Genomic DNA, 26,430 nt, shown 5'->3' with positions numbered 1-26,430 from the left:
CACAGTGGACAGAACTCACCTCATCTCCAGCTTCTGCCAGCCCCCGTCGAGCTGAAGCGCCAGCCCGGCGAGTTCCAACTCGGGCAACAGCGCCCGCACCCGCTCCAACGGCACCCCGGACTCGACCGACACCACCTCGGCACTGACCCCGTTCCGCTTCCCGAGGGCCTCGTACACCCGCATGGCCTCCCCGTGCGGCGCGCCGAGGTCGCTCTCCTTCTCGGCGGGTTCGGTGGCGAGGTCGTCACCGAACCGCCCCACCGACTCCACGATCTCGGCGACCGAACTCACCGACACCGCCCGCCCGTCCCGCAACAACTCGTGACAGCCAACAGAACTCGCCGACGTCACAGGCCCCGGCACCACCATCAACGGCCGCCCCAGCGCAAGCGTGATCGCGGCCGTGTTCTTGGCCCCGCTACGCCGCCCGGCCTCCACGACGACGGTGCCGCCGCCCAACGCGGCGATGAGCCTGTTGCGAGTGAGAAACCGATGCCGCGCGGGCATAACGCCAGGCGGGTACTCGCTGACGATCAGGCCTTCCCGCGCGACCTTGGCGAGCAGTCCCTGATGCCCGGCGGGATAGGCGACGTCCGCCCCGCACGCCAGCACCGCGAGCGTCAGCCCACCGGCACCGAACGCACCGCGGTGGGCAGCACCGTCAATCCCATACGCGGCACCGGAAACAACGGTCATGCCAGCCAACGCCAACCCGTAGGCGAACTCGCCGGCAACCTGCTCCCCATACCCGCTGGAAGCCCGCGACCCGACCACGGCCACAGCCTTGTCCACCGCCTCAGCAAGGAAATGCGGCCCACGCACCCACAACGCGAGCGGCTCGCCTCCACACCTGCGGCCGCCCACGTTCTCCAGCGCGAGCAACGGCCACCGAGGCCACTCCTCGTCTTCAGGGATGACCAGCCGCCCACCAGCCTTGGCAATCGCGGCAAGGTCCGCGTGAGCCCGCTCCTCCGCCCGCCGGGCAGCCGTCTGACTGGCCACGGACGGCGAAATTTCGCCGGCTCGCACACGTTCCGCGGCCTCGACCGGCCCGACTTGGGCGACCAGCGCCGCGAGGGCCGCCGGATAGGGCTCCGCGACACGGGACAGGTAGGCCCTTGCCAGACGAACGGCATCGGTGGCCGGGTCGCTCGCTGGAACGACGGCCGGGTCGGCGGCTCGGGTGGCGGCCGGGCTGACGGTTGGTACGGCGGCTTGGTGAGCTGCCGGAACAGCCAGCGATGTGGTGCGCCGAGTGGTGGTGGGCGATGCGGCGAGTGGGGTGCCGACCAGCGGCGCGCTGGGTGGCATGACGCGCGCGACGGCGGATTCGCCGGCCGGATCGGTTGCTGGAACGGCGACCGGGTCGACGGCTCCCGTGGTGGCCGGGTCGATGGGCGCAGCTGTCGGCGACGCGGTGAGTGGGGTGGTCGGCGTGGTGATCACCGGAACCACCACCAGGGCAGCCAGCGGTGCCAGGGGTCGGGGCGCCACGGACTTGGCGGGCTGACACCGGATGTGCGCTTCCGGACTGTGCACTGCAGTTGCAGGAAAGCGGGCACGGCGGCCGTGATGGCAGTTGCCGAGGTCGCGGCGGGGATCAGGAGAGGGGTCATGGGGCGGGCTCCTTGTTCGAAGGTGCTGAGGTTCGTGAAGTGGTAGGTGAACGGGTCGCCCGCTGGGGAAGGCGGGCGACCCGCTCGGGACCGGACACGAACCGAGGCTCGAGGCTCGTGTCCGGTGGTTCGGACGCCTGGGTTGGGACAGGCGTCCGAACGTCTCGGTGGATCGGTGCCGGGCGCGGAGTGGGAGTGGGACTCCGCGCCCGGCTGCTTGAGGGAGGCCGCTGGCGCCGGACAAGTCGCGCCTGAACGGCAGGTCTGGGACCCAGGCAGGCAGGGATTCGGCAGGCATGGGTGTCCCAAGGCAGACCTGGGCCGGTGGGATCTGGGGCGGTGGGATCTGGGTGTGAGCGGATTGAGGTGTCTGGAGGGCGAGCGGGCGCTCGCAGGGGACGAGCGCCCGCTCTGCTGGGGCCGGACGCGGAGTCGGGGCGTTGAAGCTCCGCGACCGGCGGCTTGGGGCGGAGCGACAAGCTCCGCGGGCGGTGGTTTTGGGTGCAGCGTGAAGCTGCGCTGCTCACGGCTCGGGCTGTGGCGTGCAGCTGCTCACGGCTGGGGTGGCGTGTAGCCGCTCAGAGTTGGGGTGGAGCTATGTGGCGCCATGCGGCTTGGGGTGTCGGCGTGGCTGGTGTGGCGCGGGTGCGGTTAAGGGGCTCGGCGTTCTCGGAACTGGAGGGCTGCGGCCACGTGGTCCTGGGTTGGGCGGTCGGCTTCGGCCAGGTCGGCGAGGGTCCAGGCGACTCGTAGGCAACGGTCTGCGCCTCTGCCCGTCAGGGCGCCTACGGCCAGGGCTCGGTCCAGGAGGGCCGTGGTTGGTCTTGGCAGGGCGAACTCTCGGCGTAGGGCCGGGCCTGGGACCAGGGCGTTGGCCTGCCAGGTGTGGCCGTGGGCCGACCAGCGGGTGGCGGCTCGGGATCTGGCTTTGAGCACTCGTTCGCGGACCACCGATGTCGGTTCTGGTGGGGCGGCGTCGGCGTTGGACATGGCCGTGGTGGCCCTCATTCGGACCCTGAGGTCCACGCGGTCGAGGAGTGGGCCGGAGAGGCGGGTCTGGTAGCGGCGGCGGACTGTGGCCGTGCAGATGCAGTCGACTTCCTTCGGCGGGGCGCACGGACACGGGTTGGTGGCGAGGATCAGCTGGAAGCGGGCCGGGTAGCGGGCTATGCCGTCTCGGCGGGGGATGCGGACCTCGCCTTCCTCCAGGGCCGTGCGGAGGGTGTCGATGGTCTTCTGGCCGAACTCGCAGGCCTCGTCGAGGAAGAGGACGCCCTTGTGGGCTCGGGAGGCCGCGCCCGGCTTGGCCATTCCGCTGCCGCCGCCTATGAGGGCCGCTATCGACGTCGTGTGGTGGACGTTGACGAACGGCGGGCTGGCCACCAGCGGGTAGCCGGAAGAGAGGACGCCTGCCACCGAGTGGACTGCGGTCACCGCCAGGGAGTCCTGGCGCGACAGCGGTGGAAGCAGGCCGGGGAGGCGTTCGGCCAGCATCGTCTTGCCGGTGCCCGGTGGGCCCGTCAGCAGGAGGTGGTGGGCGCCTGCCGCAGCCACTTCCAGGGCCCAGCGGGCTTCTGGCTGGCCCACCACGTCGGCGAGGTCCGGGGCGTCCGGCAGCGGTGGGTCGACGCAGGCGGGTGGGGGTTGCAGCGTCACGTCCTCGCCGCGCAGCCAGGCCAGGACCTCGCGGAGGGTCTGGGCTCCGTGGAGTTCGATGCCGTCCACCAGGGCGGCTTCCGGCAGGGCGTCGACCGGGACGATGGCCGCTTTGAGGCCTGCTCGGCGTGCGGCCAGCAGGGCGGGCAGGACGCCTCGGACCGTGCGGACCCGGCCGTCCAGGGCCAGCTCGCCCAGCAGGACGGTGGTGGCCAGGCGATCGCACGGGACCGAGCCGGCGGCGGCGAGGGTGGCGCAGGCGATGGCGACGTCGTAGCTGCTGCCGCCCTTGGGCAGGTTCGCCGGGGACAGGCCCAGGACGATGCGCTGCTTCGGCCACTCCTCCTCGCTGTTGCGGACGGCGGCCTTCACCCGTTCCTTCGACTCGTGCAAGGACGCGTCGGGAAGCCCCAGGAGGTGGGTGCGTGGCTGGCCCACGCCCACGTCGGCCTCGATCTCGACAGCCAGGCCGTCGACGCCGTAGAGGGCGACGGACCACGCCTGCGCCAGGCCCATCTCAGGCTCCCCGCAGGTGCTGCAGGCGCGCTTCGCCGGAGGGAGGCCAGGTGACCGAGATCAGGTCGACGCGGACGTTGCACCAGCCGACGCCGTGCGCCGCCAGCCACCGCAGGGCTGTCCGGCGCAGGCGCGAGAGCTTGCGCTCGTCCACCGCCTCGTCCGGGCGGCCCCAGGCCGGGCCGGACCTGGTCTTGACCTCGCAGACGACCAGCCGGTCGCCCTCCACGGCCACGACGTCGAGCTCGCCGTCGCGGCACGTCCAGTTCCGCGACAGGACCACCAGGCCCTGCTCTTCCAGGTACCTGCACGCCAGGTCCTCGCCCTGACGCCCCTTCTCCTGCTGCCTGGTCTCGACCGATGCCTGTGCCACCACTGCCCTCGCCTCCCTGCGGGTCGTTGGGTACGACCTTGCAGGGCGGGGCGGGAGGAGCGACGGGGCTGAGGGGAATCTGTGGACAACTCAGCGCCTGTGGACAAGTCGGCCGTTGTGGATCTTGAAACGGCGGATTTGTCGGTGGGGTGTGCTAGTGGCGTGGCCTGAACCGTTGCCGCGCGAACTCGCCGCCAACGTTTCGGGTCACGCCACCAGTTGCCTACGTGGGGAACGGCCCACTTTCCGGCAAACGCAGGTCCGGCTTGTCCAGCTCCTCCACGTTCACGTCCTTGAACGTGATGACACGAACGTTCTTGACGAACCTCGCGGGGCGGTACATGTCCCACACCCACGCGTCCGACATGCGCACCTCGAAGTACACCTCGCCATCGGCGTTGCGCACCTGCACGTCCACCGAGTTGGCCAGGTAGAAACGCCGTTCGGTCTCCACGACGAACGAGAACTGGCTGACTATGTCGCGGTACTCCTTGTACAGCGACAGTTCCATCTCGGTCTCGTACTTCTCGAGATCCTCTGCACTCATTACGCCTCCGCGCGGGTCATCTGCTCCGCGCCCTCACTCGTCGCGAGCTCCCCGGCGTCAGCCGGGGTTGCATCATTCTGGACCACAGCCTGCGCGGTCGTGCCGCGCGCCACCCTGTGCGGCGCGGCGAGGCCGTGCTTGACTGCCGCCGCTGCCACATTTACATACGACCAGCGATGCTCCGCACACGGCCCGTGCTCCATCAACGCCGCCGTGTGTTCCGGCGTGCAGTACCCCTTGTGCACGTTGAAGCCGTACTGCGGGTGACGGGTGTGCAGCTCGGCCATGATCCGGTCCCGCGTGACCTTGGCCAGCACCGATGCCGCCGCCACGCACGCCGCCGCCTGGTCGCCCTTGAGCACCGCCACGTTCGGTGCGGGCATCCCCGGCACCTTGAAACCGTCCGTCAGCACGTAGCCGGGGTGGGTCGCCATCTGCGCGACCGCACGCCTCATGCCCTCGATGTTCATGACGTGGATGCCCAGCCAGTCGATGTCGGCGGGCGACACGACCACGACCGAGTGATCCAGCGCACGCTTGAGCACCAGGTCGTACATCCGATCGCGTGCCGACGCCGTCATCAGCTTCGAGTCGTTCAGACCTTCGAACCGCGAAGCATCACCCGGTCGAAGGACACACGCGGCGATCACCAACGGGCCGGCGCACGGCCCGCGCCCTGCCTCGTCGACGCCGGCGACGGGCCCCAGGCCCCGGCGCTCCAGCGTGCTCTGCAAAGCCCAGTTCCCGGACGAGCCCCGCACCACCGCGCGAGGCGGCATCAGCATGGTCATCGGCGGAATCGGTCTCGCACTCGACGTCCGAGCAGCAGAAGCGGCCACGCCGCGACGATACCGAGCCCCAGCGGGACGTTCTGCTGCCATCCCGGCGCACCCATCGACACGGTCTGCGGGTCGTGGTCCGTCACCCCGCCCCACCTCGACGGAGGCAGCACGATCACGCGCGCCTTGCCGATCACGTCGTCCACCGGCACGAGGCCGTTGAGGCCGCCCTGACCCTGGCAGCGCGAGTCACACGAGTGGTTGCGGTTGTCGCCGAGCACGAACAGCATGCCGTCCGGGATCTTGAGCTCCTCGAACGACTCCTGCTCGGCCGGCGTGCCCTCGTCGAAGTGCTTGTACGGCTCGTCCAGCGCCTTGCCGTCGACCGTCACGCGGTTCTGCTCGTCGCAGCACTTCACGGTCTGCCCGCCGACGGCGATCACGCGTTTGACGAAGTCCTCCTCGTTCGCCGACGGCAGCCCGATCAGCGATCCGAGCCACGACAGCCCCTGCGAGATCGGGTTGGCCGGCTCGTCGGAGATGAAGTCGTTCTGCCACGACGGCGGCCCGCGGAACACGATCACGTCGCCCGGCGACGGGTCGGTGAAGCGGTAGGTGACCTTGTCCACGAGCACCCGGTCGCCATAGCACTCGGTGCAGCCGTGCAGCGTCGCCTCCATCGACTCGGAGGGGATCATGTAGACGCGGCCGAGGAAGATCTGGATGCCGATCGCGAGTCCGAACGCGACCAGGATGAGGACCGGCAGTTCCTTCCAGAAGTTGCCCTTTTTCTTCTGCTTCGCGGGCTTGTCCGAAGCGTCCGAACTGGGCTCGTCACCGGACGGGTTCTGCTCTGGAGCGTCGTCGACCACGAGATCAGCCTAGGGGCTGGGGGTTGTGATCCGACACAACACTCCACCGATCTTTCGGGAAAACGACGTACCGGGCTTTCCCGATGACGTTCTCGACGGGCACCGTGCCCGCTACGCCCCCGCCGCCCTGTTTGCGCGAGTCGGTGGAGTTCATCCGGTTGTCCCCCATGACGAACAACCGTCCGTCCGGCACCCGGATCGGCTCGAACGGCTCGTGGTCAGCGGGCGAAGTGCCTTGCTGCCAGTGCACATACGGCTCGTCGAGCGATTTTCCGTCCACAACGACACGGTGCTGCTCGTCGCAACACATCACCGTCTGACCGGGCAATGCGATCACGCGCTTCACGAAGTCGCGCTCGTTCGCGGGCGAGATGCCCAGCAGCGAACCGATGTTCTGCACGAAACCCGCGACGGGATTCGTCGACGGGGCGGCGCGGAAGTCGTTGGAGGTCCACGCCTCGGGGCCGCGGAACACGACCACCTCGCCCGCCTCGATGTCGCCGAAGCGGTAGGTGATCTTGTCGACCAGCACGCGGTCGTTCTCGCAGCCGGTGCAGCCGTGCAGCGTGTTCTCCATCGACGCCGAGGGGATCACGTAGACCCGCACCACGAACGCCTGGATGAGCACCGTCAGCACGACGGCCGTCATGACGACGTAGAGGATTTCTCTCCAGACAGGAGTACGCCCCCGCTCCGGTTCATCCGGTGCGGAGGCGTCCTCGAAGTCTTCTGGGCTCGAAGCCACCGGTCAGGAGACCGGACGGGCCTCGCGCTTCTCCTTGATCTTGGCGGCCTTGCCGCGCAGGTCGCGCAGGTAGTACAGCTTGGCGCGACGCACGTCACCGCGGGTGGCGACCTCGATCTCGGCGATGTTCGGGGAGTGCACCGGGAAGGTGCGCTCGACGCCGACGCCGAACGAGACCTTGCGGACGGTGAAGGTCTCGCGGATGCCGCCGTTCTGACGACGGATCACGACGCCCTGGAACACCTGGACGCGCTCGCGCGAGCCCTCGATGACGCGGACGTGAACCTTCAGCGTGTCACCGGCGCGGAAGGCCGGGATGTCAGTGCGCAGCGACTGGGCGTCAAGCGCGTCCAGGATGTTCATCGGTGGTTCCTCACGTGTCTTGAACTCCCCAGAGCATGTTCCATGGCTGTGCACGACATGATGGGGGCTCGGCTTGGTGCGCACGCCGATGTGACACCGGCTGCGGCAACTGTTCCAGTGTGCCAGACCAGGCACTCCGGAATGAAATCGGGCTTACTCCCCGCCTTCGCGCAGGTGCGTGAGCAGGGCGCGGTCGTGCTTGTCGAACGCCTCCGCCGGCAGCGATTCCAGCAGGTCAGGACGCCGTTCGAAGGTGCGGGCGAGTGACTGGTCACGACGCCAGCGGTTGATCAGCTTGTGATTGCCGGAACGCAGCACGTCGGGCACCGCGAGTTCGCGCCACACCTCGGGCCGCGTGTAGCTCGGCCCTTCGAGCAGCCCGTCCTGGAACGAGTCCTCGGCGTGCGACTTCGGGTTGCCGAGCACGCCGGGCAGCAGCCGTGCGACCGCTTCCACGATCGCGAGCACCGCCACCTCGCCACCGACGAGCACGTAGTCCCCTATGGACACCTCATCGACGCGTACGCGCCGTGCGGCGTCATCGACCACACGCTGGTCAATGCCTTCGTAGCGACCGCACGCGAACACGAGATGCGACTCGTTCGCGTACTCGTGCGCGACTTCCTGCGTGAACGGACGTCCGGCCGGCGTCGGCACGATGAGACGCGTCTCGTCCGTGCAGACGTCATCCAGGGCAGGACCCCAGATGTCGGCCTTCATGACCATGCCGGGCCCACCGCCGTACGGGCTGTCGTCGACAGCCTTGTGCACGTCCTGGGTCCAGTCACGCAGGTCGTGCACGCCGACGCTGATCAGGCCCTTGTCGATCGCCTTCCCGAGCAACGCGGCACGCAGCGGCGCCAGGTACTCGGGGAAGATCGTGACGACGTCAATCTGCATCGAGCAGGCCCTCTGGCGGGTCGATCACGACACGGCCGCCGCGAACGTCCACAGTGGGCACGATCTGGCTCACGAACGGGATCAGCGCTTCCCCGCTGTCACGGATGACCACGAGCAGCTCACCGCCGGGGCCGTGCAGGATCTCCTTGACCGTGCCGATCTTCGTACCGTCGACGAGTTCGGCCGTGAGCCCTTCGAGCTCGTGGTCGTAGAACTCGTCGGGGTCGCCGGTCGGCGGCAGGTCGTCCGTACTGCCCAGCAACAACGTGCCGCGCAACGACTCCGCGACATCGCGCGTGACGACTTCCTCGAAACGCACGAGCAGCCGCCCGGCATGAGGCCGGGCGGCTGACACGGTGAGGCTTCGGGACGTGCCGTCACGCAGCTTGGCCTGAATCTTCTGCCCGAGCGCGAACCGCAACTCGGGTGAATCAGTGCGCACGTCAATGGAGAGTTCACCAGTGATCCCGTGCGCCTTGGCCACACGGCCGACGACGACGTCCATTTGCCCTTTGCAGCTTCGTTCAGCGGTCGGTGTCGACGACGTCGACCCGGACACCACGACCGCCGATACCGGCCATCACGGTGCGCAGAGCCGTCGCGGTGCGACCGCCACGACCGATCACCTTGCCGAGGTCGTCCGGGTGGACGTGGACCTCGAGGGTGCGGCCGCGGCGGGTCGTGACGAGGTTCACCCGGACTTCGTCCGGGTGGTCGACGATGCCGCGAACTAGGTGTTCGAGGGCGTCAGCCAACAAACTCACGCCTCGTCCTTGGGCGCCTCGGCCTCAGCCTTGGCCTCAGCCTTGGGGGCGTCGTCGGCCTTCTTGGCCTTCTTCGCCTTCGGCGTGGTGGCGTCGGTCATCGGCTCCTCGTTCGCGGCGGCGAGCGCGGCGGCGAAGAGCTCGGCCTTCGGGGTCTTCGGCTCCTTGACCCGCAGCGTGCCCTCGGTGCCCGGCAGGCCCTTGAACTTCTGCCAGTCACCGGTGATCTCCAGCAGACGCTGGACCGACTCGGTCGGCTGCGCGCCGACACCCAGCCAGTACTGCGCGCGCTCGGAGTCGACCGCGATGAACGACGGCTCTTCCTTGGGGTGGTACTTGCCGATCGTCTCGATGGCCTTGCCGTCGCGACGGGTGCGCGCGTCGGCGACCACGATGCGGTAGTACGGCTGGCGGATCTTGCCGAGACGCTGAAGCTTGATCTTGACGGCCATTGGCCTGGTACTCCTCGAAGCTCTGTGTTGATGATTCGCACAGTCGTGGCCCGGGCAGAGGGGCCGGCCACGACGGACAGCGAGCAATTCTGCCAGATGGGGACCGGTGGATCCGAATCGGGTCCCTACGCGAACGGCCGCACGGTGCCGAGCGCTTCCTTCACGGCACGAGCGTGTGCGACCGCTCCTGGCGTGTCGCCGTGCACGCACAACGACTCCGCACTGGTCTTGAGGACGGTGCCGTCGACGGCGACGAGTTCGCCCTGGAGCAGCCGGTGCGCTCGTTCGACGATCTGCGCGGTGTCTGTGACCAGCGCGTTCGGCTGACTGCGCGGGACCAGCGTGCCTTCCGGCGTGTAGCCGCGGTCGGCGAACGCCTCCTGGACGGGCCTCAGGCCTGCCAGAGCGGCCTTCTCGAGCAGCTGGGAGCCCGGCAGGCCGAGAACGGGCAGGTCCTTGAACGCCTTGACGCCGTCGACCACGGCTTTGGCCTGCTTCTCGTGGTGCACCGTCGCGTTGTAAAGCGCGCCGTGCGGCTTCACGTACGCGACCTCGGCGCCTGCTGCTCGCGCACACGCGTCGAGCGCACCGATTTGGTACAGCACCTCGTCGGCCAGTTCGGTGGGATCGACGTCGATGAACCGCCGCCCGAACCCGGCCAGGTCGCGGTAGCTGACCTGGGCGCCGATCTTCACGCCGTTCTTCGCGGCCTCCTCGCAGACCTTGCGCATCGTGGACGGATCACCGGCGTGGAAGCCGCACGCGACGTTCGCGCTGGTGATGACGCCCAGCAGTGCGGTGTCGTCGCCGAGCTTCCAGATGCCGAAGCCCTCGCCGAGGTCGCTGTTCAGGTCCATCACATGACCCCGACCGAGGCGAGCAGGAGTGTGAGTCCCGGCAGGAAGTTGTTCATCACGTGCGCCACGATGCTCGCTCCCAGCCTGCGGGTGAGCAGCCGGGCTATGCCGATCGGGATGGCGATCACCAGCAGCAACGACGTGCGCAGCGGCTCGAAGTGACCGATCGCGAAGATCACCGTGGTGAGCCCGAACGCGGCCCAGCGGCTCCAGCCCTGGCGTTCGACGGCGCCCCACAGCAGGCCGCGGTAGATGATCTCCTCGCAGACCGGCCCGATGAGGCTCACGTATAGGAACATCGTGATCGCCGCGTAGAGCGGCAGGGTCGAGCCGGACAGCAGGTCGCCGACCGCGCTCGTGGCGTTCTCCTCGCCGACGACCATCGTCCAGAGCGTGGCGGCGGAATAGGTGAGGACGAGGCCGAGGATGCCCAGCTTCAGACCTGTGGCCAGGTCCTCCTTGGTCATGCTCATGCGCAGGTCGATCTTCGGGCCGTTGCCGCGGACGTACGTGATCACGATGGCGGTGCCGGCCGCGAGGACCGTCGGCACGATGAAGCCGACCAGGACCAGCGGCACCGACTCGAACAGGTTCACGCCGAACTGCTTCGTGATCGCCGTGATGAACACGGCACTCAGGATGAAAACGGCTTCCACCAGCAGGAACGCGCCGAACCCCCAGCGCTGGCCGACCCGTTCGGGCTCCGGGTTGCGGCTGATGTCCCGCACGCTCTCGATGAAGCCGCGCTTCGGCTTCAGGGATTCCGCTTCACTCACGCTCTGCAATCTAGTCACGCGGCGGCTACCAGCGGACGAACAGCAGGCACTGGCACACTCATGATCAGCCCACCTCGCGATCGACGGCTTCTGAAGCACCGATGCGCTGTCGGTGCCTCGCGATACGCTTGGAGTGGGGACCGCGAGCCCCCTTGGGGGACGCTGCCGCCCCCGAATCCGAGGCTACTGTGCGGCACCGACACGAACGGGGCCAAGCACCTGGCCAAAAGATGGTCAGATCGAGTCCCCGCCGGATGTCCCACTCCTGGTGTGTGGATCGGCGAACAAACGCTGCTACTAAACCCCCGCGCCGCTGATCATCAACGCCGCAATGTCGTCTCCTGCTCCATGTGCGAGAGCTTGGCCGGGTTGCGCACCGCGTACAGGCCGCTGATCCGGCCGTCCTCGACGCGCACCGCGATCACGGTGTCCAGCTCGCCGCCGAATCGCACGATCAGCGCCGGATATCCGTTGACCTGGGCGGGTTCCATCGTCCATCCGGTGACCTTCAGCATGCCGCCGAGCAGCATCCGTGCCACCTTCGAAGCACCCGTGACGGGACGCGGGACCGCCTGCTTCACGCCGCCGCCGTCGCCGAGGAACACGACGTCCGGCGCCAGCAGGTCCAGCAGAGCCTGGAGATCACCCGTTTCGGTGGCGCGCTGGAAGGCCGCCAGCGCCTCGCGGGACTGCGACTGGGTCACGACCTCGCGCGGCCGGCGGGCGGCCACGTGCGAGCGGGCCCGGTGGGCGATCTGACGGACGGCGGCCGGGTTCTTGTCGACGGCGGCGGCGATCTCGTCGTAGTCCAGGTCGAAGACCTCGCGCAGGACGAAGACCGCCCGCTCGGTCGGGGTGAGGGTCTCGAGGACCAGCATCACCGCCATCGAGACGCTGTCGGCCAGTTCGACGTCCTCGGCGACGTCCGGGGCGGTCAGCAACGGCTCCGGCAGCCAGGAGCCGACGTAGGACTCCTTGCGACGGCCCAGGGTGCGCAGGCGGCCGAGTGCCTGGCGGGTGACGATCCGGACCAGGTAGGCGCGATGGTTCTCGACCGTGCCGTGGTCCACGCCCGACCACTTCAGCCACGTCTCCTGCAGCACGTCCTCGGCGTCGGCGGCCGAGCCGAGCATCTCGTAGGCGATCGTGAAGAGCAGGTTGCGGTGGCTGACGAACGTGTCGGTGGCGGCGTCCATGGACACAAGACACCAGCCGGCGGCCGTTTGTGACAGTGGGCTGGATCACAGTCACAGGATTCGAGGCAGCGGCATCTCGTGGTCGTCAAGCAAGTCCACGAGGGAGGAAACAATCATGGAACCGCGCTTCAACCTCTTCGGCACCGAGACCGGCAGCAAGCTCGCGAAGCGGTTCGCGGGTCTCGGGCAGGCCGTGCACCAGACGTCGCTGCCCGCCATCACGGCGGAACTGGTCAGCCTTCGGGCGAGCCAGCTGAACGGCTGCGGCTTCTGCCTCGACATGCACGTCAAGGAGGCCATCGCGGCCGGCGAGGACCCGCTGCGCCTGCACCTGGTGGCCGGGTGGCGCGAGACCACGGTGTTCACCGAGGCCGAGCAGGCCGCGCTGGCGTTCACCGAGGAGGGCACCGTGCTCACCAGGGACGGCGTGAGCGACGAGACCTGGGAGAACGTCCGCAAGCACTTCGACGACGAGCAGGTCGCGGCGCTGGTCTGCCTGCTCGGGCTGATCAACGCCGCCAACCGGATGGCCGTCATCACGCACCAGAAGGGCGGCTCGTACCAGATCGGTGCGATGGCCCAGTTCCAGGACTAGTGGATCCGGCCCCTGAGCATGATCATGCGCGGCGTCCGGAGGACCTCCAGGTTCTCCCGCGGGTCCTCGTCGTAGACGACGATGTCCGCGGCCGCGCCCTCGGTCAGCGACGGGAAGCCGAGCCACTCGCGAGCACCCCACGACGCGGCGCCGATGGCGTCCAGAGCGCTCATCCCCACGCCGTGCAGCGCAACGATCTCGTCGACGATGCGGCCGTGCTGGATGCCACCGCCCGCGTCGGTGCCCGCGTAGACGGGAACGCCCGCCTCGATCGCGGACGCGACGGTGGTGGAGACGCGTGCGTGCAGGTCACGCATGTGGTTCGCGTACCTGGGGTACTTGCCGGCCCTGTCCGCGATGCCGGGGAACGTCTCGATGTTGATCAGCGTGGGCACCAGCGCGGTGCCGTGCTCGGCCATCAGCGAGATCGTGTCGTCGGTCAGGCCGGTGCCGTGCTCGATGCAGTCGATGCCCGCGTTGATCAGGCCCGGCAGCGCGTCCTCGCCGAACACGTGGGCCGTGACCTTCGCGCCGGCGGCGTGGGCGACCTTGATGGCCTGGGCCAGTTCGTCGTCCGTCCACAGTGGAGTCAGATCGCCCTCGCCGCGGTCGATCCAGTCGCCGACGAGCTTGACCCAGCCGTCGCCGTACGCGGCCTGCTCGGCCACGGCCGTCGCCAGGTCCGACTCGACCTCCACGCCGATGTGCGGGAGATAGCGCTTCGGGCGGGCGATGTGCCGGCCGGAGCGGATGATCCGCGGCAGGTCCAGACGCTCCTGCAACGGCGTCGTGTCGATCGGTGAGCCGCAGTCGCGGATCAGCAACGTGCCCGCGGCGCGGTCCGTGAGCGCCTGCTCGACGGCCTCGGGCAGCTCGACGCCGCCCTGCGGGCCCAGGCCGACGTGGCAGTGCGCGTCGACCAGGCCCGGGACCAGGAACCCGCCGTCGACGACGGTCTGCGCGTTCGGCACCGGCTGAGTGCGGACACGGCCGTTGACGACCCACAGGTCCCGCGGTTCGCCGTCCGGCAGGACAACGCCGCGCAGGTGCATGGTCACTTCTTCTTGTCGTCCCCGTCGAACTTGAACTTCGTCGGGTCGAAGCCGGGCGGAAGCTCGTTCAGGCCGCCCAGGTTCGGCAGGCCACCACCGGGAGGCATGCCCGGAATCCCACCAGGAGGCATGCCGGGCATGCCGCCGGGGAACATCCCTGGCGGGAAGCCGCCCTTGATCTTGGGGGGCGTCGGGCCGCGTCCGCCCTTGCCCTTCTTCCCCTTCTTGCCCTTGCGGGTCTTGCTGCCGCCACCGCCGCCGAAGCCCATCCGGCCGGCCATCGACGCCATCATCTTGCGGGCCTCGAAGAAGCGGTTGACCAGGTCGTTGACGTCGCTGACCTTGACGCCGGACCCGTTCGCGATGCGCAGCCGGCGGGAGCCGTTGATCAGCTTGGGGTCGTCGCGCTCGGCCGGGGTCATGCCGCGGATGATCGCCTGGATGCGGTCGAGGTGCTTCTCGTCCAGCATCCCGAGCTGGTCCTTCATCTGCCCGGCGCCGGGCAGCATGCCGAGCAGGTTCGCGATCGGACCCATCTTGCGGATCGCGAGCATCTGCTCCAGGAAGTCCTCCAGCGTCAACTGGCCGGAGTGCAGCTTCGCCGCGGCCTTCTCGGCCTGGTCCTGGTCGAAGTGCTGCTCTGCCTGCTCGATCAGGGTGAGGACGTCACCCATGCCGAGGATGCGCGACGCCATCCGGTCCGGGTGGAAGACGTCGAAGTCCTCGAGCTTCTCGCCGTTGGACGCGAAGAGGATCGGCTGGCCGGTGACCTCGCGGACCGACAGCGCGGCACCACCGCGGGCGTCACCGTCGAGCTTGGTGAGCACGACACCGGTGAAGCCGACGCCGTCGCGGAACGCCGTGGCGGTGTTGATCGCGTCCTGACCGACCATCGCGTCGACCACGAACAGGATCTCGTCCGGGTTGACCGCGGCCCGGATGTCGATGGCCTGCTGCATCATCTCCTCGTCGACGCCCAGCCGGCCGGCCGTGTCGACGAGAACGATGTCGTGCTGCTTGGCCTTGGCCTCCGCGATGCCGAGGCGCGAGACCTCGACGGGGTTGCCCACGCCGTTGCCGGGCTCGGGAGCGAAGACGGGCACGCCCGCGCGCTCACCGACGACCTGGAGCTGCGTCACCGCGTTCGGGCGCTGCAGGTCGGCGGCGACGAGCAGCGGGGTGTGGCCCTGGCCCTTGAGCCACTTGGCCAGCTTGCCCGCGAGCGTCGTCTTACCGGCACCCTGCAGACCCGCCAGCATGATCACCGAGGGCGGGTTCTTCGCGAGGTTCAGCCGCCGCGTCTCGCCACCGAGGACGTTGACGAGCTCCTCGTTGACGATCTTCACGACCTGCTGCGCCGGGTTCAGCGCCTGGTGGACCTCGGCGCCCTTGGCGCGCTCCTTCACCTTCGCGATGAAGTTGCGCACAACGGGCAGCGCGACGTCGGCCTCGAGCAGGGCGACCCTGATCTCGCGGGCGGTCGCGTCGATGTCGGCGTCGCTGAGCCGGCCCTTGCCGCGAAGGCCCTGGAGAACCGTGGTCAGCCGGTCGGAAAGCGTGGAGAACACGTCGTCCAGACTAGCTAACCGAACGTTCACCCGATCCCGTGGCTCGCCAGGGCGTCCAGGAGCACCGGCTCACGACGTCCGACCGGAGCAGTGGAGATCTGCGCGAACCGCAGCCCGGCCGACACCGCTGCTCCATCCGCCACCGGATCGTCGCCGACGTACAGGCACTCGTCCGGCTCGACGTCGAGCCGGACGCACGCGGCGTCGAAAGCGCGTGCGGACGGCTTCGAGACACCGATCTCGTAGGACAACGCGAAGGCGTCCACGGACAGCGACTCGCGCGCGAACACGCGGCGGATGTCCCACGAGATGTTGCTCAGCACCCCGACCTTCAGCGGCTTCACGACGTTCAGGGCCGCGGCCGTGTCGGTGTAGGGCAGCCAGAACGCCGGGTTGTGCAGGCGCTGGAACAACTCGTCGGTCATCGTGAGCCCCGCCAGCCGGAACAGGGTCCAGTGGGCGGAACGGTTGGCCAGCACCGTGAGGTCACGGGCGTCCCACACCGCGCGCTCGGCGGCGTTCATTCGCGCCACGAACGGCGCCGGGGCCCGCAGCACGGTGAGGTGCCGCGGCGAGAGCCATTGGTAGGTCGGGCGCCCGAAGAGGGTGCCTGCGAAGTCGAAGAGGACAGCCTTGATCACGACACCATGATGCGCAGACCACCCGAGGTCCTCGCACGGGTGAGGAGCGTCACGCCGCTGAATCCGAACGGCACCCAACCGGCCTCGAACTGCGCGCGCATCGACGAACCGCGGCGGACGTGTCGCTCGAAAGCGTGAGTGCGGACGACGCGCTTTCGGGCGATCTGGCCGTCCAGGGCCTGGGCCGCCGAGGCGTCCAGCCACAGGAAGTGGCGGGAACGCCCCGACAGCAGTCCGGCGAGCACCAGCATGAAGCGCGTGCCGGGCCTGGTGGACGGCTCGTGCACCACCAGCAGGCCCGCGCAGAACATCGCTGACCAGAACACGCGCAGCCGGTGCGTGAGGTGCACGAAGACGCGCCAGTACTTGTACGGCAGAGGTACGCGCGGTTCCAGCCACGAGCGCACCTGGTCGGAGTCGAGCACCGTGACCGGCTCGTCCGCGTCGAGGCGGGTGAGCAGCGTCGTCTTGCCCGCGCCGGGAATCCCGGCGAGGACTACGAGCGAGCGCTTGCGCACCCGGACGACTGCGGTCTGCGTGTTCAACACGGCGGTCATGTCCTAGAAGACGTCTTGACCATCCTTCTCGTTCAGTTTGGTCCGATTTCGGCCGAAATGCACGGGGTTCAGCGCCAGACGACGGCGTGATAGGTGCCATTGGCGAAGTTCGCGACGCCGATGACCTGCCCGACCTCGCTCAGCCCGCTCACGGAGTGACGTGCGGCACCCGACAGCGTCGGCAGCAACGTCTGCGTGCCCGCCATGTCCCAGGTCGCCGCGGAGGTGCCGACGGTGCCCGCGACGAGCCAGGAGCTGTTCACCTCGGAGGCGGTCGACGGCGCGGATGCCAGCGTCTCCACCCCACCGCCGAAGACGTCCCAACGGGTCGCCTGGGACGACACGACGCCGACCGCCGCCCCGTTGTCGTTGATGTCGGACGGCCGCGCGCCCGTTCCCAGCTGGGTCTTGCCGCCGCGCAACCACAGCACGCCACCGGCGCTCGTGGTGCCGACCGCGTCGCCGAGTTGGTTGACCCCGGCGAACGTGCCCGTGTCGAGCACGGTCCGCACGCCAGAAGCGTTCCACCGGACCACGTCGGCACCGCTGGTGCCGATGACCCAGTCGCCGTTGGTGATGCGCGACGCGCTGCCCGTGCCGAGGACCCTCGCCTCGCCCCACGACTCCCACCGCACCACCTGGCTGACGCCGTTGATCGTGGCGGTGCCGATGACGGTGCCGGAATCGTTGATGTCGTAGGCGACCGAACTCGTCGCCCCCGCGACGGCCAACTGGACCAGAGTCCCGGAGGAGTTCCACTTCACGGCCTGTGTCGCGCCCGCGGAGGTCACGGCATAACCGACGACAACGTTGTCGCGGCTGATGGCTGCCGCCCACGAGTCGAAGCCGAGGTCCGCGAGCTTCTTGATGCCGTCCCAACGGTCCCAACGCACGGCGTGCTGCGTGGTCCCGGTTCCGTAGGAGACGCCGGCGATCGTGCCGGAGTCGTTGATGTCGATCGCCGTGCTCCGGAGATCACCCGGCAACGTGCCGAGGTCCTCGACGGCGAGCGGAGCGGCTTGGGCGGTGGCGGGAATGATCAGGGCCGCGACGACGGCGGCCACCATGGCGGTTCTCAAAGTTCTTCCTCCCCAGTCAGAACAACGAGAACCTGACACTGCCCGGACGGCGCGAAGGTTGTCCAGGAAGCTGTCTCGTTGTCAGAACCGGGAAACAGCGGCGGTGGTGCGAGTGCGCGGTACCTCCCCCGGCGCCGTCACTCGTCACCACCACCCTCTGCCCGTCCGGGAAGCGATCCACCCCTCGAGGACGCTTTCCGGACACCACGAACACTGCCGTGTTTCGGAACCGCGCAGGAGCGTGAGCACCCGGAGAGGTTGTGCGTAGAGCTACTCAACCTCTACCTGGCCGCGTCGAGCACCGCCCGTTCGATCCGGCGCCGGTCGAGGTCGGAGCCCGCGATGCTGAACGAGTCGACGACCGTCGCGCCCAACGTGGACACGCGCGCCCACTGCACGTCGGCGCCGCACTGCTCCAGCGCACCGGCCACGCGGTGCAGCAGCCCGATCCGGTCGGCGGCCCGCAGTTCCAGCACCACCGCGCCGGTCGCCTCGTCGTCGAACCACAGCACCTTCGCGGGCGGCGGGTCGAGCGGCGGGCCGCCGTAGTCGCGTTCCTTCGCGGCGAGCTTGTCGGCCAGCGGAAGCGAGCCGTCGATCGCCCTGGACAGCTGTTCGCGCAGCAGCGCCGCATCCGGCAGCGAGCCGAACCGCGGTGACACCGTGAACGCGTCCACCGTCGCGCCGCCGTGCGAGTACAGCGTAGCCGCGTGGACCTCCAGCGAGTTCAGCGCGAGCACACCGGCGGCCTTGGACAGCAGTCCAGGACGGTCCGGCGCGATCACCGTCACGACCGCAGCGTGGTCCTGCTTCTCCAGCAGCACGTCCGGTTTTCCGGACGTCGCAACGCGTTCCGCCATCGCCACGTGCACCGGGTCGAGCGGTTCCGGCTTCGGCAACGCCTCCCCCGCCATCGCCTTGCGGCAGCGGGAGACCAGGTCGGCCATCAGCGCGGCCTTCCAGTCCGTCCACACGCCAGGACCGGTCGCGATGGAGTCCGACTCCGCCAGCGCGTACAGCAGTTCCAGCAGGACCGCGTCGCCGCCGAGCGTCTCCACCACGCGGTGCACGGTCGCCTCGTCCTCGACGTCGCGCCGGGTCGCGGTGTGCGGCAGCAACAGGTGGTGCCGGACCATCGCGGACAACGTCTCGACGTCCTGCGGCCACAGCCCGATCCGCTCGCCGATCTGGGTCGCCAGCGCGGCCCCGACCTCGGAGTGGTCCTGCTGCCGGCCCTTGCCGATGTCGTGGATCAACGCGCCGAGCAGCAACAGGTCGGGCCGTGACACCGTGGTCACCAGCCGGGCCGCGTGGGCGACGGTCTGCACCAGGTGCCGGTCGACCGTCCACACGTGCGCGGCGTCGCGCGGCGGCAGGTCCCGCACCGCACCCCACTCGGGGAACAGCCGGCCCCACAGATCCGTGCGGTCCAACGCTTCCACGACGTCCACGAGCCCACTGCCGCTGCCCAGCAACGCCAGCAGCTCCTCACGGGCCTCGCGCGGCCACGGCTGGCGCAGCTCCGGCGCCGAGTCCGCGAGCCGGGACAACGTTCCCGTCGCGATCGGATGTTTGCTGCGTGCCGCCGCCGTCGCGACGCGCAACAACAACGCGGGATCACGGCTGGGAATCGCGTCACGGGCGAGCGAGACCTCAGCCCCGTGCAGCACAACGCCTTCATCCAACGGCCTGCGCGGCGGCTGTCCCCTCAGGAACGCACCGAGCCCGCGTTTCGGTGCGGCCGCACGGGCGGTCCGCATCGCCACGTCAAACGCGTAGACGACAGTGCGTGCGGCTGAGGAAAGCGAACGGGCCAAAGCGAAACGGTCCGTCAGACCGAGCGCGGAGGCCACCTCGTCGCCGTCCTGCGCCCGCAGCACGTCGCGAGGTTTCCGTGCGGCACGACGAAGTTCGGTGCGCACGTCCAGCAACAGCTTGCGGGCTTCGTCGACGTCGGCGGAAGGTCTGTCCACCACCTGCGCGATCGACAGCGCGTCCAGGATCGTGATGTCCCGCAACCCGCCGCGGCCGTGCTTGAGGTCGGGTTCGACGCGGTGCGCGATCTCGCCGCTGCGGCCCCAGCGCTTCTGCGACGACTCGGAGATCTCGTCCAGCCGGTTGCGCACGTTCCCGCGCCACGCCTGCTTCGCGCCCTCGGCGAGCTTCTGGGTGACCTCTGGGTCGCCCGAGATGTGGCGGATGTCCAGCAGTCCCAACGCGGTTCGCAGATCTCCCGCGGCGACTCTCAGAGCCTCACCGACCGTGCGGACCGAGTGGTCGAGCCCGATGCCGGAGTTCCACAGTGGATACCAAAGCTTCTCGGCTATCTCGTCGACGTTCTTGACGCCGTTGTGCACCAGGACCAGATCCAGGTCGGAATAGGGCACGAGCTCGCGCCGCCCCAGCCCGCCGACCGCCACGAGCGCGATACCCGATCCGGATATCCCCGCTCCCCCCGCATGTTTGGTCAACCAGAACTCGTGCAGGTCCACGAGTGCTTCGCGCAAAGGTTCGGCGGCCAAGCGACGACGACCTGGCACGAGCAGCCTTTCGCGGGCTCGCACCAGGTCGTCAGCCGTGACGACGGCCGTTTCGTTGTTCTCCACGGGCCGTCTCCTAATTGTTAAAGCGCATCCGATCCACGTTCGCCCGTGCGCACACGAACGACGGTTTCGACCGGAGTCACCCACACCTTGCCGTCACCGATCTTGCCGGTGCGGGCGGCCTCGACCACCGCTTCCAGCACCTTCTCGACGGCGGTGTCGTCGATGACGACCTCGATCTTGATCTTGGGCACGAAGTCCACCGAGTACTCCGCACCGCGGTAGACCTCGGTGTGGCCCTTCTGGCGCCCGTAGCCCTGCACTTCACTGACCGTCATGCCCAGCACCCCGAGCTGTTCGAGGGCGCCCTTCACGTCGTCCAGCGTGAACGGCTTGATGATCGCGGTGACCAGCTTCATTTCTTGTTGCTCCCCTCGAGGACCGCGGTCGCGCCAGCGGCCACGCTCGGCTTGCCGGTACCACGCGCACTGGTGAGGCTGCCGTACTCGTAGGCGCGCTCAGCGTGCTCAGCCTCGTCGATGCTCGCGACCTCGGCCTCTTCCGACGCGCGGAAGCCGACGGTGAACTTCACCAGGTAACCGAGCGCGAGGCTCAGGACGAAGGAGTAGCCGAGCACCGCGAACGCACCGACGGCCTGACGCCAGAGCTGGTCGACGCCGCCGCCGTAGAACAGACCGTTGATCTTGGCCGGGGCCGCCTCGCTGGCGAACAGGCCGATCAGGATCGTGCCGGACAGACCACCGACGAGGTGCACGCCGACGACGTCGAGCGAGTCGTCGAAGCCGAAGCGGTACTTGAGCGACACGGCCAGGGCGCAGAGGACACCGGTGATCGCACCGATCGCGATGGCGCCGATCGGGGTGACGGCGGAGCAGGCGGGCGTGATGGCGACCAGACCGGCGATGACACCCGACGCGGCACCGAGCGTGGTGGCCTTGCCGTCCCGGATGCGCTCGGTCAGCAGCCAGCCGAGCATCGCGGCGCAGGTGGCGACGATGGTGTTGACGAACGTGACGCCCGCGGTGCCGTTGGCGCCCAGGGCGGAACCGGCGTTGAACCCGAACCAGCCGAACCACAGCAGACCGGCGCCGAGCACGACCAGCGGCAGGCTGTGCGGCTTCATCGGCTCCTTCGGCCAGCCGACGCGCTTGCCGAGCACGATCGCGAGAGCCAGACCAGCGGCACCGGCGTTGATGTGCACCGCCGTACCACCGGCGAAGTCGATCGCGAGAAGCTTGTTGGCGATCCAGCCACCGGGGTCGATGACGTTGCCGGCCTCGTCCTTGCCGTCGAAGTCGAACACCCAGTGCGCGACCGGGAAGTACACGATCGTGGCCCACAGGCCGGCGAACAGCAGCCACGGGCCGAAGCGGGCGCGGTCGGCGATCGCACCGGAGATCAGCGCGACCGTGATGATCGCGAACATCGCCTGGAACGCCACGAACACCGTGCTCGGGATCTTGCCGAACAACGAGTCGGCGGCCAGCAGCCCGTCAAGGCCGAAGTACTCGAACGGCTTGCCCAGCAGGCCTCCGCCGACATCCGCGCCGAATGCCATCGAGTACCCGAAGAGCACCCACAGGACACCGACCACGGCCATAGCGCCCAGGCTCATCATCATCATGTTGAGCACGCTCTTCGAACGGACCATGCCTCCGTAGAAGAAGGCAAGGCCCGGCGTCATCAGCAGCACCAATGCGGCGCTGGTGAGCACCCAGGCGGTGTCCCCTGTATCCACTTCGACCTCCACTGCACGTCGGTTGCAGGGAGCATCGAGATGTCCTGTTTCACCCACCCACGCCCAACGTTTCGCGGAGGTGAACTGTGGGGCCCACGTTGTTACGTCCGCGTTTCACGCCGTTCACGGACTCGATTCGGCCACCTCACGGCGGCGAAGTGGTCACGAGACGTAGCGCGAAGCTCCTGCTTTCCGGGGACACGGGCTCCTCGTTGGAGGTCGCTCGTGACAGCACGATGCCCCGGCACGAACACCGGGGGCATCGCGACCGACAGGTGCTAGCGAACCGAGAACGGACCCACCGGGATCCGCGGCTTCGCGGACATGATCGACGCCTCGGCAGGAGGCTCGACAGCGGCACACGACGTGCCGTTGCGCGGCAGCTTCAGCGAGACCAGGTACTCGTTGTTGATCTTCAGCGTGCACTCGCTGCGGTCGTAGACGCCGTGGCCCCAGCCTTCGTAGGTCACGAAGACGGTGGTGTCACGGGACTGACGGTGCGCGTTGACCGCCCACTCGTAGGCCGTCGCCGGGTCGTGCTTGGCGTTGGTGAGCAGGATCTTCGGAGAGTTCTTGATCTTCAGCGGGTGCTGCGGGTTCGTGGCCTTCGGGAACCCGACGCAGCCCATCATGGCGCCGTGACCCAGCGAGGAGCCACGCGTGTTCGGCGCGATCCGGTACTCGGACTTCACCAGCGACTGGTACTCGCCCCACGAGCTGACGCGAAGGTTGTAGTCGTTGCAGAAGATGCCGGGGAACGGGTTGTCGAACGTCTCCTCGGCCGCGAAGGCCGAGAAGGCCGCCTTCGGCGCCTGCGCGCCGTCGATGATCTGCTTGATCTGGTCGGCGAAACCCTTCCAGTTCGGCCCGTAGGCCATGCTGACCACACCGCCGCCGAGGTCCTCCGGCGTCAGCTTGGCGTTCGGGTCCCAAGGCGCGGGCACCTCGCCGCGCTCCGCCTTCGCGAGCAGGTCCTTCCAGATCTTGCGGAGGTCCTGACCGTGGAACGGCGACGACGCGTCCCGGTCGTTCCACTTGATCCACTCGTTGAACGAGTCCTCAGCCGTGCGCGCCTCGGAGTCGAGGAACTGCTTCGTGCCGAGGCTGTGATCCATGTTGGAGTCGATGATCATGGCGCGGATGTTCTTGCCGAACTTCTCCGCGTAGTGCTGGCCCATGATCGTGCCGTACGAGATGCCGTAGTAGTTGATCTTCTTCTCGCCCAGCGCGCGGCGGATGGCGTCGATGTCCTGCGCCACCTCGTCGGTCGAGGCGAAGTTGAAGATCGCGCCGCTCTGCTTGGCGCAGTCCTCGCGCAGCACCTTGTTGAACGTGACCAGCGCGTCGAACTCGGCCTTGGTCTTCGGGTAGCTCGACGGCGTCTTCTGCAGCAACTCCGCGGAGCACTTGATCGGCGCACTGCGCGCGACACCACGCGGGTCGAACCCGATGACGTCGAACTTGTCGATGATCTCCTTGCTGAAGTACTGGTCCGCGAACATCGAGAAGTCGACGCCCGAACCACCCGGTCCACCGGGGTTGATCACCATCGCGCCGATGCGCTTGGACGGGTCGGCCGCCTTGAGACGCGACACGGCCAGCTTGAACTTCTCACCGTTCGGCTTCGAGTAGTCGATCGGCAACTCGAGGAAGCCGCAGTCGACCGTCGGCTTCTCCTCGCACGGCTTCCAGTCGACCGCGCCGACCTGGTACTCCGGCTGCCCTTCCGGAGCCGCGATCGCGACCTGACTCGCTCCTAGAACCAATGCAGAACTGGCGATCGCGGCACCAAAGGCGCGCACCATCGGTTGCATGGAATTCCTCCCTGATCCCCGAACTTGCGGGAGGAACGCTTCCACCGATCGTGTGACGCAGACAACCAACCTAGGTAGGGAGAAGAATCAGCCCGTGGTCGTACAACCACCGTCAGTTAGTCGTTTTGGCCCACATCGTCTGCAGGTGGGCTAGGCCGTCACTCGTAGGGGTGCCGAGGATTCGGAGGCGTGCCATGCCGCCATCCGGATAGATGTCGAGCCGGACCGCCGTCACCTCGGTCGTTTCCACGACGAACCGATGCCGCGTGTCGGGTTGCAGCCGGGTGCGCGGGAGCAGGTCGAACCACGTGTCCGGGTCGGCGCGCTCGTCGCAGCCGCGGACGGACGCCCAGCCTGGCGCGTTGCCCTTGAAGTGGCTGGTGTCGAGCTCGACCAGTTGCACGGCACCGGGTGCGGCGAGCCTGAGCGACACCCAGTCGTTGCCGTCGTCACGCCGGCGCGCGGTCTCCCAGCCCTCCCCCATGACCGTGGCCTGCCCAGGGGCGATGAGGTTGTTGGGCGAGCTGTAGAACATGTTGCTGCAGCCGGTGACGACCGCACCGTTCTCCAGCGCGGCGAGGTCGATGCCACCCACGAGCAGACGTGGGTCCGCGAGCGGTTCGCCGTGCACGCGCAACCGAGCCACACCGCCGTCCGGATCAATGGTCAGCCGTACGTGCGTGACGCGGCGTCCCTCGGTGACGTCGAAGTAGTGCTTCTCGTCGCCTTTGAGCGCGGTGCGTTCGACCAGCGGGAACCACTCGGTGATCTCGTCGGCGCCCGGATAGCCGTCGACCTGGGCGCCCTCGACCCAGCAGAACGGCGGGTAGTTGCCCTTGAAGAACGCCGTGTCGACGACGATCCCGCGCACGACACCGGGCATGCCGAGCCTGACCACCGCCTGGTCCACGCCCGCCTCACGACGGCGGCGGGTCTCCCAGCCGTCGTAGACCTGGCCTTTGTGACCGAAGGTGTAGGTCTGGTAGACCGGCTCGGCGGGCTTGATCAGGTTCTCCCGCTCGGCGAACAGCTCGTCGTTCGCCCACACCACACCACCTCCGACCGCGCGCGAGGCGAGATCGGGCAGCCGGGTCCACTCGGTCATGCTTCTCCTCTTCTGAGCAGCTTTCCTTTGGGCAAACTTGCCCTGGTCTGACTGATTTCCTTGCCCCGCAACCACGTCTGACGCACGACGCCGTTCAGCGTGCGGCCGTGGTACGGCGTGACCGGGTTGCGGTGGTGGAGCTTGTTCTTGTCCACCACGAAGGTCTCGTCCGGTGCGAACACCACGAAGTCCGCGTCCTTGCCGACCTCGATGGCGCCCTTGGTCTCCAACCCGACCTGGCGCGCCGGATGCGTGGCCATCCAGCGGACGACGTCCGTGAGCTGGAAGCCGCGCTCCCGTGCGCCCGTCCACACCGCCGGCAGACCGAGCTGCAACGACGCGATGCCACCCCACGCCGTCGCGAAGTCGCCTTCCTTCAGCTCCACCGTGCTCGGCGAGTGGTCGCTGACGACCAGGTCGATCACGCCGTCGCGCAGCCCCTGCCACAACGCCTCGCGGTTCTCCGCCTCACGGATCGGCGGGCAGCACTTGAACTCCGTCTGCCCGTCGTGGATCTCCTCGGCGGTGAACGTGAGGTAGTGCGGGCAGGTCTCGGCGGTGATCTGCAACCGGTCGCGCTTCGCGGCCTCCAGGATCGAGAGCGCGTCCGACGACGAGAGGTGCAGGACGTGCGTGCGCGCGCCGGTCCTGCGGGTCAGTTCCACGACGTCGCTGATCGCCTTGTTCTCGGCCTCGCGCGGCCGTGACGCCAGGAAGCCCGCGTAGTCCGGCTCCGAGTCACGGACCGTGTGCGCGTCCTCGGCGTGCACGATCGTCAACGCGTCGAGCGTGGCCAGCTGCCGGAGAGCCGCTTCCAGTTCGGCGGTCGTCACGGCCGGGAACTCGTCCACGCCCGAGTGCAGCAGGAAGCACTTGAAGCCGAAGACGCCGGCCTCGTGCAACGGCTTCAGGTCGGCGAGGTTGCCGGGGATGATCCCGCCCCAGAACCCGACGTCCACCGACACTGCCGCGGCGGCCTTGCGCTTGATCTCCAGCGCCGCCACCTCGACCGTCGGCGGGATGCTGTTGAGCGGCATGTCGATGATCGTCGTGACGCCACCAGCGGCTGCGGCACGGGTCGCGGTCTCGAAGCCCTCCCAGTCGCTGCGACCTGGGTCGTTGACGTGCACGTGCGTGTCGACCAGGCCTGGCAGCAACATCTCGTCGTCCGCCAGGTGCACGACGTTCGGCGAGTCGATGCGGGGCTCGACGGCCACGATCCGGCCGTCGGTCACACCGACGTCGCACGCGATCTCACCCTGCGGGGTCACGACCCTGCGGGCGCGGAAGACCAGGTCCATGGCA

27 protein-coding genes are annotated in these 26,430 nt (G+C 68.5%); 1 reads left to right on the top strand and 26 read right to left on the bottom strand.

Annotation, left to right across the window (positions count from 1 at the left end; all coding sequences use genetic code 11):
- Window positions 1-15: 15 nt before the first annotated feature.
- From dprA to OG205_RS40580, 15 genes are all read right to left on the bottom strand, one after another.
- On the bottom strand, window positions 16-1,446 hold the full coding sequence (gene dprA / locus OG205_RS40650) for a DNA-processing protein DprA (protein ID WP_330273110.1): 1,431 nt from the start codon (window positions 1,444-1,446) through the stop codon (window positions 16-18).
- Between the two features lie 821 nt (window positions 1,447-2,267).
- Window positions 2,268-3,788 carry a YifB family Mg chelatase-like AAA ATPase gene (locus OG205_RS40645; RefSeq protein WP_330273109.1) on the bottom strand — a complete coding sequence of 507 codons (1,521 nt, stop codon included), beginning with the start codon at window positions 3,786-3,788 and terminating at the stop codon, window positions 2,268-2,270.
- Window position 3,789: 1 nt separating this feature from the next.
- Window positions 3,790-4,161, bottom strand: coding sequence for a YraN family protein (locus OG205_RS40640; RefSeq protein ID WP_319977555.1), 372 nt, complete (start codon window positions 4,159-4,161; stop codon window positions 3,790-3,792).
- 223 nt (window positions 4,162-4,384) lie between these two features.
- Window positions 4,385-4,708, bottom strand: coding sequence for a DUF2469 domain-containing protein (locus OG205_RS40635; protein ID WP_030468024.1), 324 nt, complete (start codon window positions 4,706-4,708; stop codon window positions 4,385-4,387).
- Window positions 4,708-5,499, bottom strand: coding sequence for a ribonuclease HII (locus tag OG205_RS40630; protein WP_330273108.1), 792 nt, complete (start codon window positions 5,497-5,499; stop codon window positions 4,708-4,710). The genes OG205_RS40635 and OG205_RS40630 overlap by 1 nt, the downstream gene beginning before the upstream one ends.
- Window positions 5,496-6,359: a signal peptidase I gene (gene lepB / locus OG205_RS40625; protein WP_330273107.1), complete on the bottom strand. Its 864-nt coding sequence runs from the start codon at window positions 6,357-6,359 to the stop codon at window positions 5,496-5,498. The genes OG205_RS40630 and lepB (OG205_RS40625) overlap by 4 nt, the downstream gene beginning before the upstream one ends.
- Window positions 6,360-6,363: 4 nt before the next feature.
- Entirely contained in the window at window positions 6,364-7,104 is a 741-nt protein-coding gene (gene lepB / locus OG205_RS40620; RefSeq protein WP_442916657.1) for a signal peptidase I, read from the bottom strand.
- Between the two features lie 3 nt (window positions 7,105-7,107).
- Window positions 7,108-7,467, bottom strand: coding sequence for a 50S ribosomal protein L19 (gene rplS / locus OG205_RS40615; RefSeq protein WP_319977558.1), 360 nt, complete (start codon window positions 7,465-7,467; stop codon window positions 7,108-7,110).
- 153 nt (window positions 7,468-7,620) lie between these two features.
- A complete protein-coding gene (gene trmD / locus OG205_RS40610) occupies window positions 7,621-8,367 on the bottom strand; it encodes a tRNA (guanosine(37)-N1)-methyltransferase TrmD (RefSeq protein WP_330273106.1) in 747 nt (248 codons plus the stop codon).
- Window positions 8,357-8,872 (bottom strand): ribosome maturation factor RimM, encoded by a 516-nt coding sequence (gene rimM / locus OG205_RS40605; RefSeq protein ID WP_330273105.1) that lies wholly within the window; start codon window positions 8,870-8,872, stop codon window positions 8,357-8,359. Before rimM ends, trmD begins: the two co-directional genes overlap by 11 nt.
- A 19-nt stretch (window positions 8,873-8,891) precedes the next feature.
- Entirely contained in the window at window positions 8,892-9,131 is a 240-nt protein-coding gene (locus OG205_RS40600) for an RNA-binding protein (protein WP_030479664.1), read from the bottom strand.
- Window positions 9,128-9,583 carry a 30S ribosomal protein S16 gene (gene rpsP, locus OG205_RS40595; RefSeq protein ID WP_330273104.1) on the bottom strand — a complete coding sequence of 152 codons (456 nt, stop codon included), beginning with the start codon at window positions 9,581-9,583 and terminating at the stop codon, window positions 9,128-9,130. The genes OG205_RS40600 and rpsP overlap by 4 nt, the downstream gene beginning before the upstream one ends.
- Before the next feature lie 125 nt (window positions 9,584-9,708).
- Entirely contained in the window at window positions 9,709-10,440 is a 732-nt protein-coding gene (locus OG205_RS40590; RefSeq protein WP_330273103.1) for a LamB/YcsF family protein, read from the bottom strand.
- Window positions 10,440-11,216, bottom strand: coding sequence for a CPBP family intramembrane glutamic endopeptidase (locus tag OG205_RS40585; RefSeq protein WP_330273102.1), 777 nt, complete (start codon window positions 11,214-11,216; stop codon window positions 10,440-10,442). The genes OG205_RS40590 and OG205_RS40585 overlap by 1 nt, the downstream gene beginning before the upstream one ends.
- A gap of 320 nt (window positions 11,217-11,536) precedes the next feature.
- Window positions 11,537-12,412 carry an RNA polymerase sigma-70 factor gene (locus tag OG205_RS40580; RefSeq protein WP_330273101.1) on the bottom strand — a complete coding sequence of 292 codons (876 nt, stop codon included), beginning with the start codon at window positions 12,410-12,412 and terminating at the stop codon, window positions 11,537-11,539.
- Between the two features lie 115 nt (window positions 12,413-12,527).
- Here OG205_RS40580 and OG205_RS40575 point away from each other — a divergent pair, with 115 nt between their 5' ends.
- Window positions 12,528-13,007: a carboxymuconolactone decarboxylase family protein gene (locus OG205_RS40575; RefSeq protein WP_330273100.1), complete on the top strand. Its 480-nt coding sequence runs from the start codon at window positions 12,528-12,530 to the stop codon at window positions 13,005-13,007.
- Here the strand turns inward: OG205_RS40575 and OG205_RS40570 are convergent.
- From OG205_RS40570 to allB, 11 genes are all read right to left on the bottom strand, one after another.
- Window positions 13,004-14,059 (bottom strand): amidohydrolase family protein, encoded by a 1,056-nt coding sequence (locus tag OG205_RS40570; RefSeq protein WP_330278334.1) that lies wholly within the window; start codon window positions 14,057-14,059, stop codon window positions 13,004-13,006. The genes OG205_RS40575 and OG205_RS40570 overlap by 4 nt on opposite strands.
- A 2-nt stretch (window positions 14,060-14,061) precedes the next feature.
- A complete protein-coding gene (gene ffh / locus OG205_RS40565) occupies window positions 14,062-15,627 on the bottom strand; it encodes a signal recognition particle protein (RefSeq protein ID WP_330273099.1) in 1,566 nt (521 codons plus the stop codon).
- A 26-nt stretch (window positions 15,628-15,653) separates the two neighbouring features.
- Entirely contained in the window at window positions 15,654-16,268 is a 615-nt protein-coding gene (locus OG205_RS40560; protein WP_330273098.1) for an HAD family hydrolase, read from the bottom strand.
- Window positions 16,265-16,825: an AAA family ATPase gene (locus OG205_RS40555; protein WP_330273097.1), complete on the bottom strand. Its 561-nt coding sequence runs from the start codon at window positions 16,823-16,825 to the stop codon at window positions 16,265-16,267. Before OG205_RS40555 ends, OG205_RS40560 begins: the two co-directional genes overlap by 4 nt.
- A gap of 68 nt (window positions 16,826-16,893) precedes the next feature.
- Window positions 16,894-17,904 carry a hypothetical protein gene (locus tag OG205_RS40550; RefSeq protein WP_330273096.1) on the bottom strand — a complete coding sequence of 337 codons (1,011 nt, stop codon included), beginning with the start codon at window positions 17,902-17,904 and terminating at the stop codon, window positions 16,894-16,896.
- A 281-nt stretch (window positions 17,905-18,185) separates the two neighbouring features.
- Entirely contained in the window at window positions 18,186-20,510 is a 2,325-nt protein-coding gene (locus OG205_RS40545; protein ID WP_330273095.1) for a [protein-PII] uridylyltransferase, read from the bottom strand.
- 17 nt (window positions 20,511-20,527) lie between these two features.
- Entirely contained in the window at window positions 20,528-20,866 is a 339-nt protein-coding gene (locus OG205_RS40540) for a P-II family nitrogen regulator (protein ID WP_030479675.1), read from the bottom strand.
- Window positions 20,863-22,206, bottom strand: a complete 1,344-nt coding sequence (locus OG205_RS40535) for an ammonium transporter (protein WP_330273094.1) — start codon at window positions 22,204-22,206, stop codon at window positions 20,863-20,865. The genes OG205_RS40540 and OG205_RS40535 overlap by 4 nt, the downstream gene beginning before the upstream one ends.
- A 278-nt stretch (window positions 22,207-22,484) precedes the next feature.
- Window positions 22,485-24,020 (bottom strand): alpha/beta hydrolase, encoded by a 1,536-nt coding sequence (locus OG205_RS40530; RefSeq protein WP_330273093.1) that lies wholly within the window; start codon window positions 24,018-24,020, stop codon window positions 22,485-22,487.
- Between the two features lie 112 nt (window positions 24,021-24,132).
- The gene (alc, locus tag OG205_RS40525; RefSeq protein ID WP_330273092.1) at window positions 24,133-25,125 is read right to left on the bottom strand and encodes an allantoicase; all 993 of its coding nucleotides are present in this window, start codon (window positions 25,123-25,125) and stop codon (window positions 24,133-24,135) included.
- Window positions 25,122-26,426 (bottom strand): allantoinase AllB, encoded by a 1,305-nt coding sequence (gene allB / locus OG205_RS40520; RefSeq protein WP_330273091.1) that lies wholly within the window; start codon window positions 26,424-26,426, stop codon window positions 25,122-25,124. The genes alc and allB overlap by 4 nt, the downstream gene beginning before the upstream one ends.
- Window positions 26,427-26,430 lie beyond the last annotated feature (4 nt).

The organism is Lentzea sp. NBC_00516 (genome assembly GCF_036346835.1).
Lineage (GTDB): Bacteria > Actinomycetota > Actinomycetes > Mycobacteriales > Pseudonocardiaceae > Lentzea > Lentzea sokolovensis.
This window is presented reverse-complemented; position numbering and strand designations above follow the sequence as displayed.

Excerpts from the sequence above, each read along its gene's own strand:
- OG205_RS40645 (WP_330273109.1), bottom strand. The coding sequence starts at position 3,788 with ATGGGCCTGGCGCAGGCGTGGTCCGTCGCCCTCTACGGCGTCGACGGC.
- OG205_RS40635 (WP_030468024.1), bottom strand. The coding sequence starts at position 4,708 with ATGAGTGCAGAGGATCTCGAGAAGTACGAGACCGAGATGGAACTGTCG.
- OG205_RS40630 (WP_330273108.1), bottom strand. The coding sequence starts at position 5,499 with ATGACCATGCTGATGCCGCCTCGCGCGGTGGTGCGGGGCTCGTCCGGG.
- rplS (WP_319977558.1), bottom strand. The coding sequence starts at position 7,467 with ATGAACATCCTGGACGCGCTTGACGCCCAGTCGCTGCGCACTGACATC.
- trmD (WP_330273106.1), bottom strand. The coding sequence starts at position 8,367 with ATGCAGATTGACGTCGTCACGATCTTCCCCGAGTACCTGGCGCCGCTG.
- rimM (WP_330273105.1), bottom strand. The coding sequence starts at position 8,872 with ATGGACGTCGTCGTCGGCCGTGTGGCCAAGGCGCACGGGATCACTGGT.
- rpsP (WP_330273104.1), bottom strand. The coding sequence starts at position 9,583 with ATGGCCGTCAAGATCAAGCTTCAGCGTCTCGGCAAGATCCGCCAGCCG.
- OG205_RS40590 (WP_330273103.1), bottom strand. The coding sequence starts at position 10,440 with ATGGACCTGAACAGCGACCTCGGCGAGGGCTTCGGCATCTGGAAGCTC.
- OG205_RS40580 (WP_330273101.1), bottom strand. The coding sequence starts at position 12,412 with ATGGACGCCGCCACCGACACGTTCGTCAGCCACCGCAACCTGCTCTTC.
- OG205_RS40575 (WP_330273100.1), top strand. The coding sequence starts at position 12,528 with ATGGAACCGCGCTTCAACCTCTTCGGCACCGAGACCGGCAGCAAGCTC.
- OG205_RS40570 (WP_330278334.1), bottom strand. The coding sequence starts at position 14,059 with ATGCACCTGCGCGGCGTTGTCCTGCCGGACGGCGAACCGCGGGACCTG.
- OG205_RS40555 (WP_330273097.1), bottom strand. The coding sequence starts at position 16,825 with ATGACCGCCGTGTTGAACACGCAGACCGCAGTCGTCCGGGTGCGCAAG.
- OG205_RS40540 (WP_030479675.1), bottom strand. The coding sequence starts at position 20,866 with ATGAAGCTGGTCACCGCGATCATCAAGCCGTTCACGCTGGACGACGTG.
- OG205_RS40530 (WP_330273093.1), bottom strand. The coding sequence starts at position 24,020 with ATGCAACCGATGGTGCGCGCCTTTGGTGCCGCGATCGCCAGTTCTGCA.
- alc (WP_330273092.1), bottom strand. The coding sequence starts at position 25,125 with ATGACCGAGTGGACCCGGCTGCCCGATCTCGCCTCGCGCGCGGTCGGA.
- allB (WP_330273091.1), bottom strand. The coding sequence starts at position 26,426 with ATGGACCTGGTCTTCCGCGCCCGCAGGGTCGTGACCCCGCAGGGTGAG.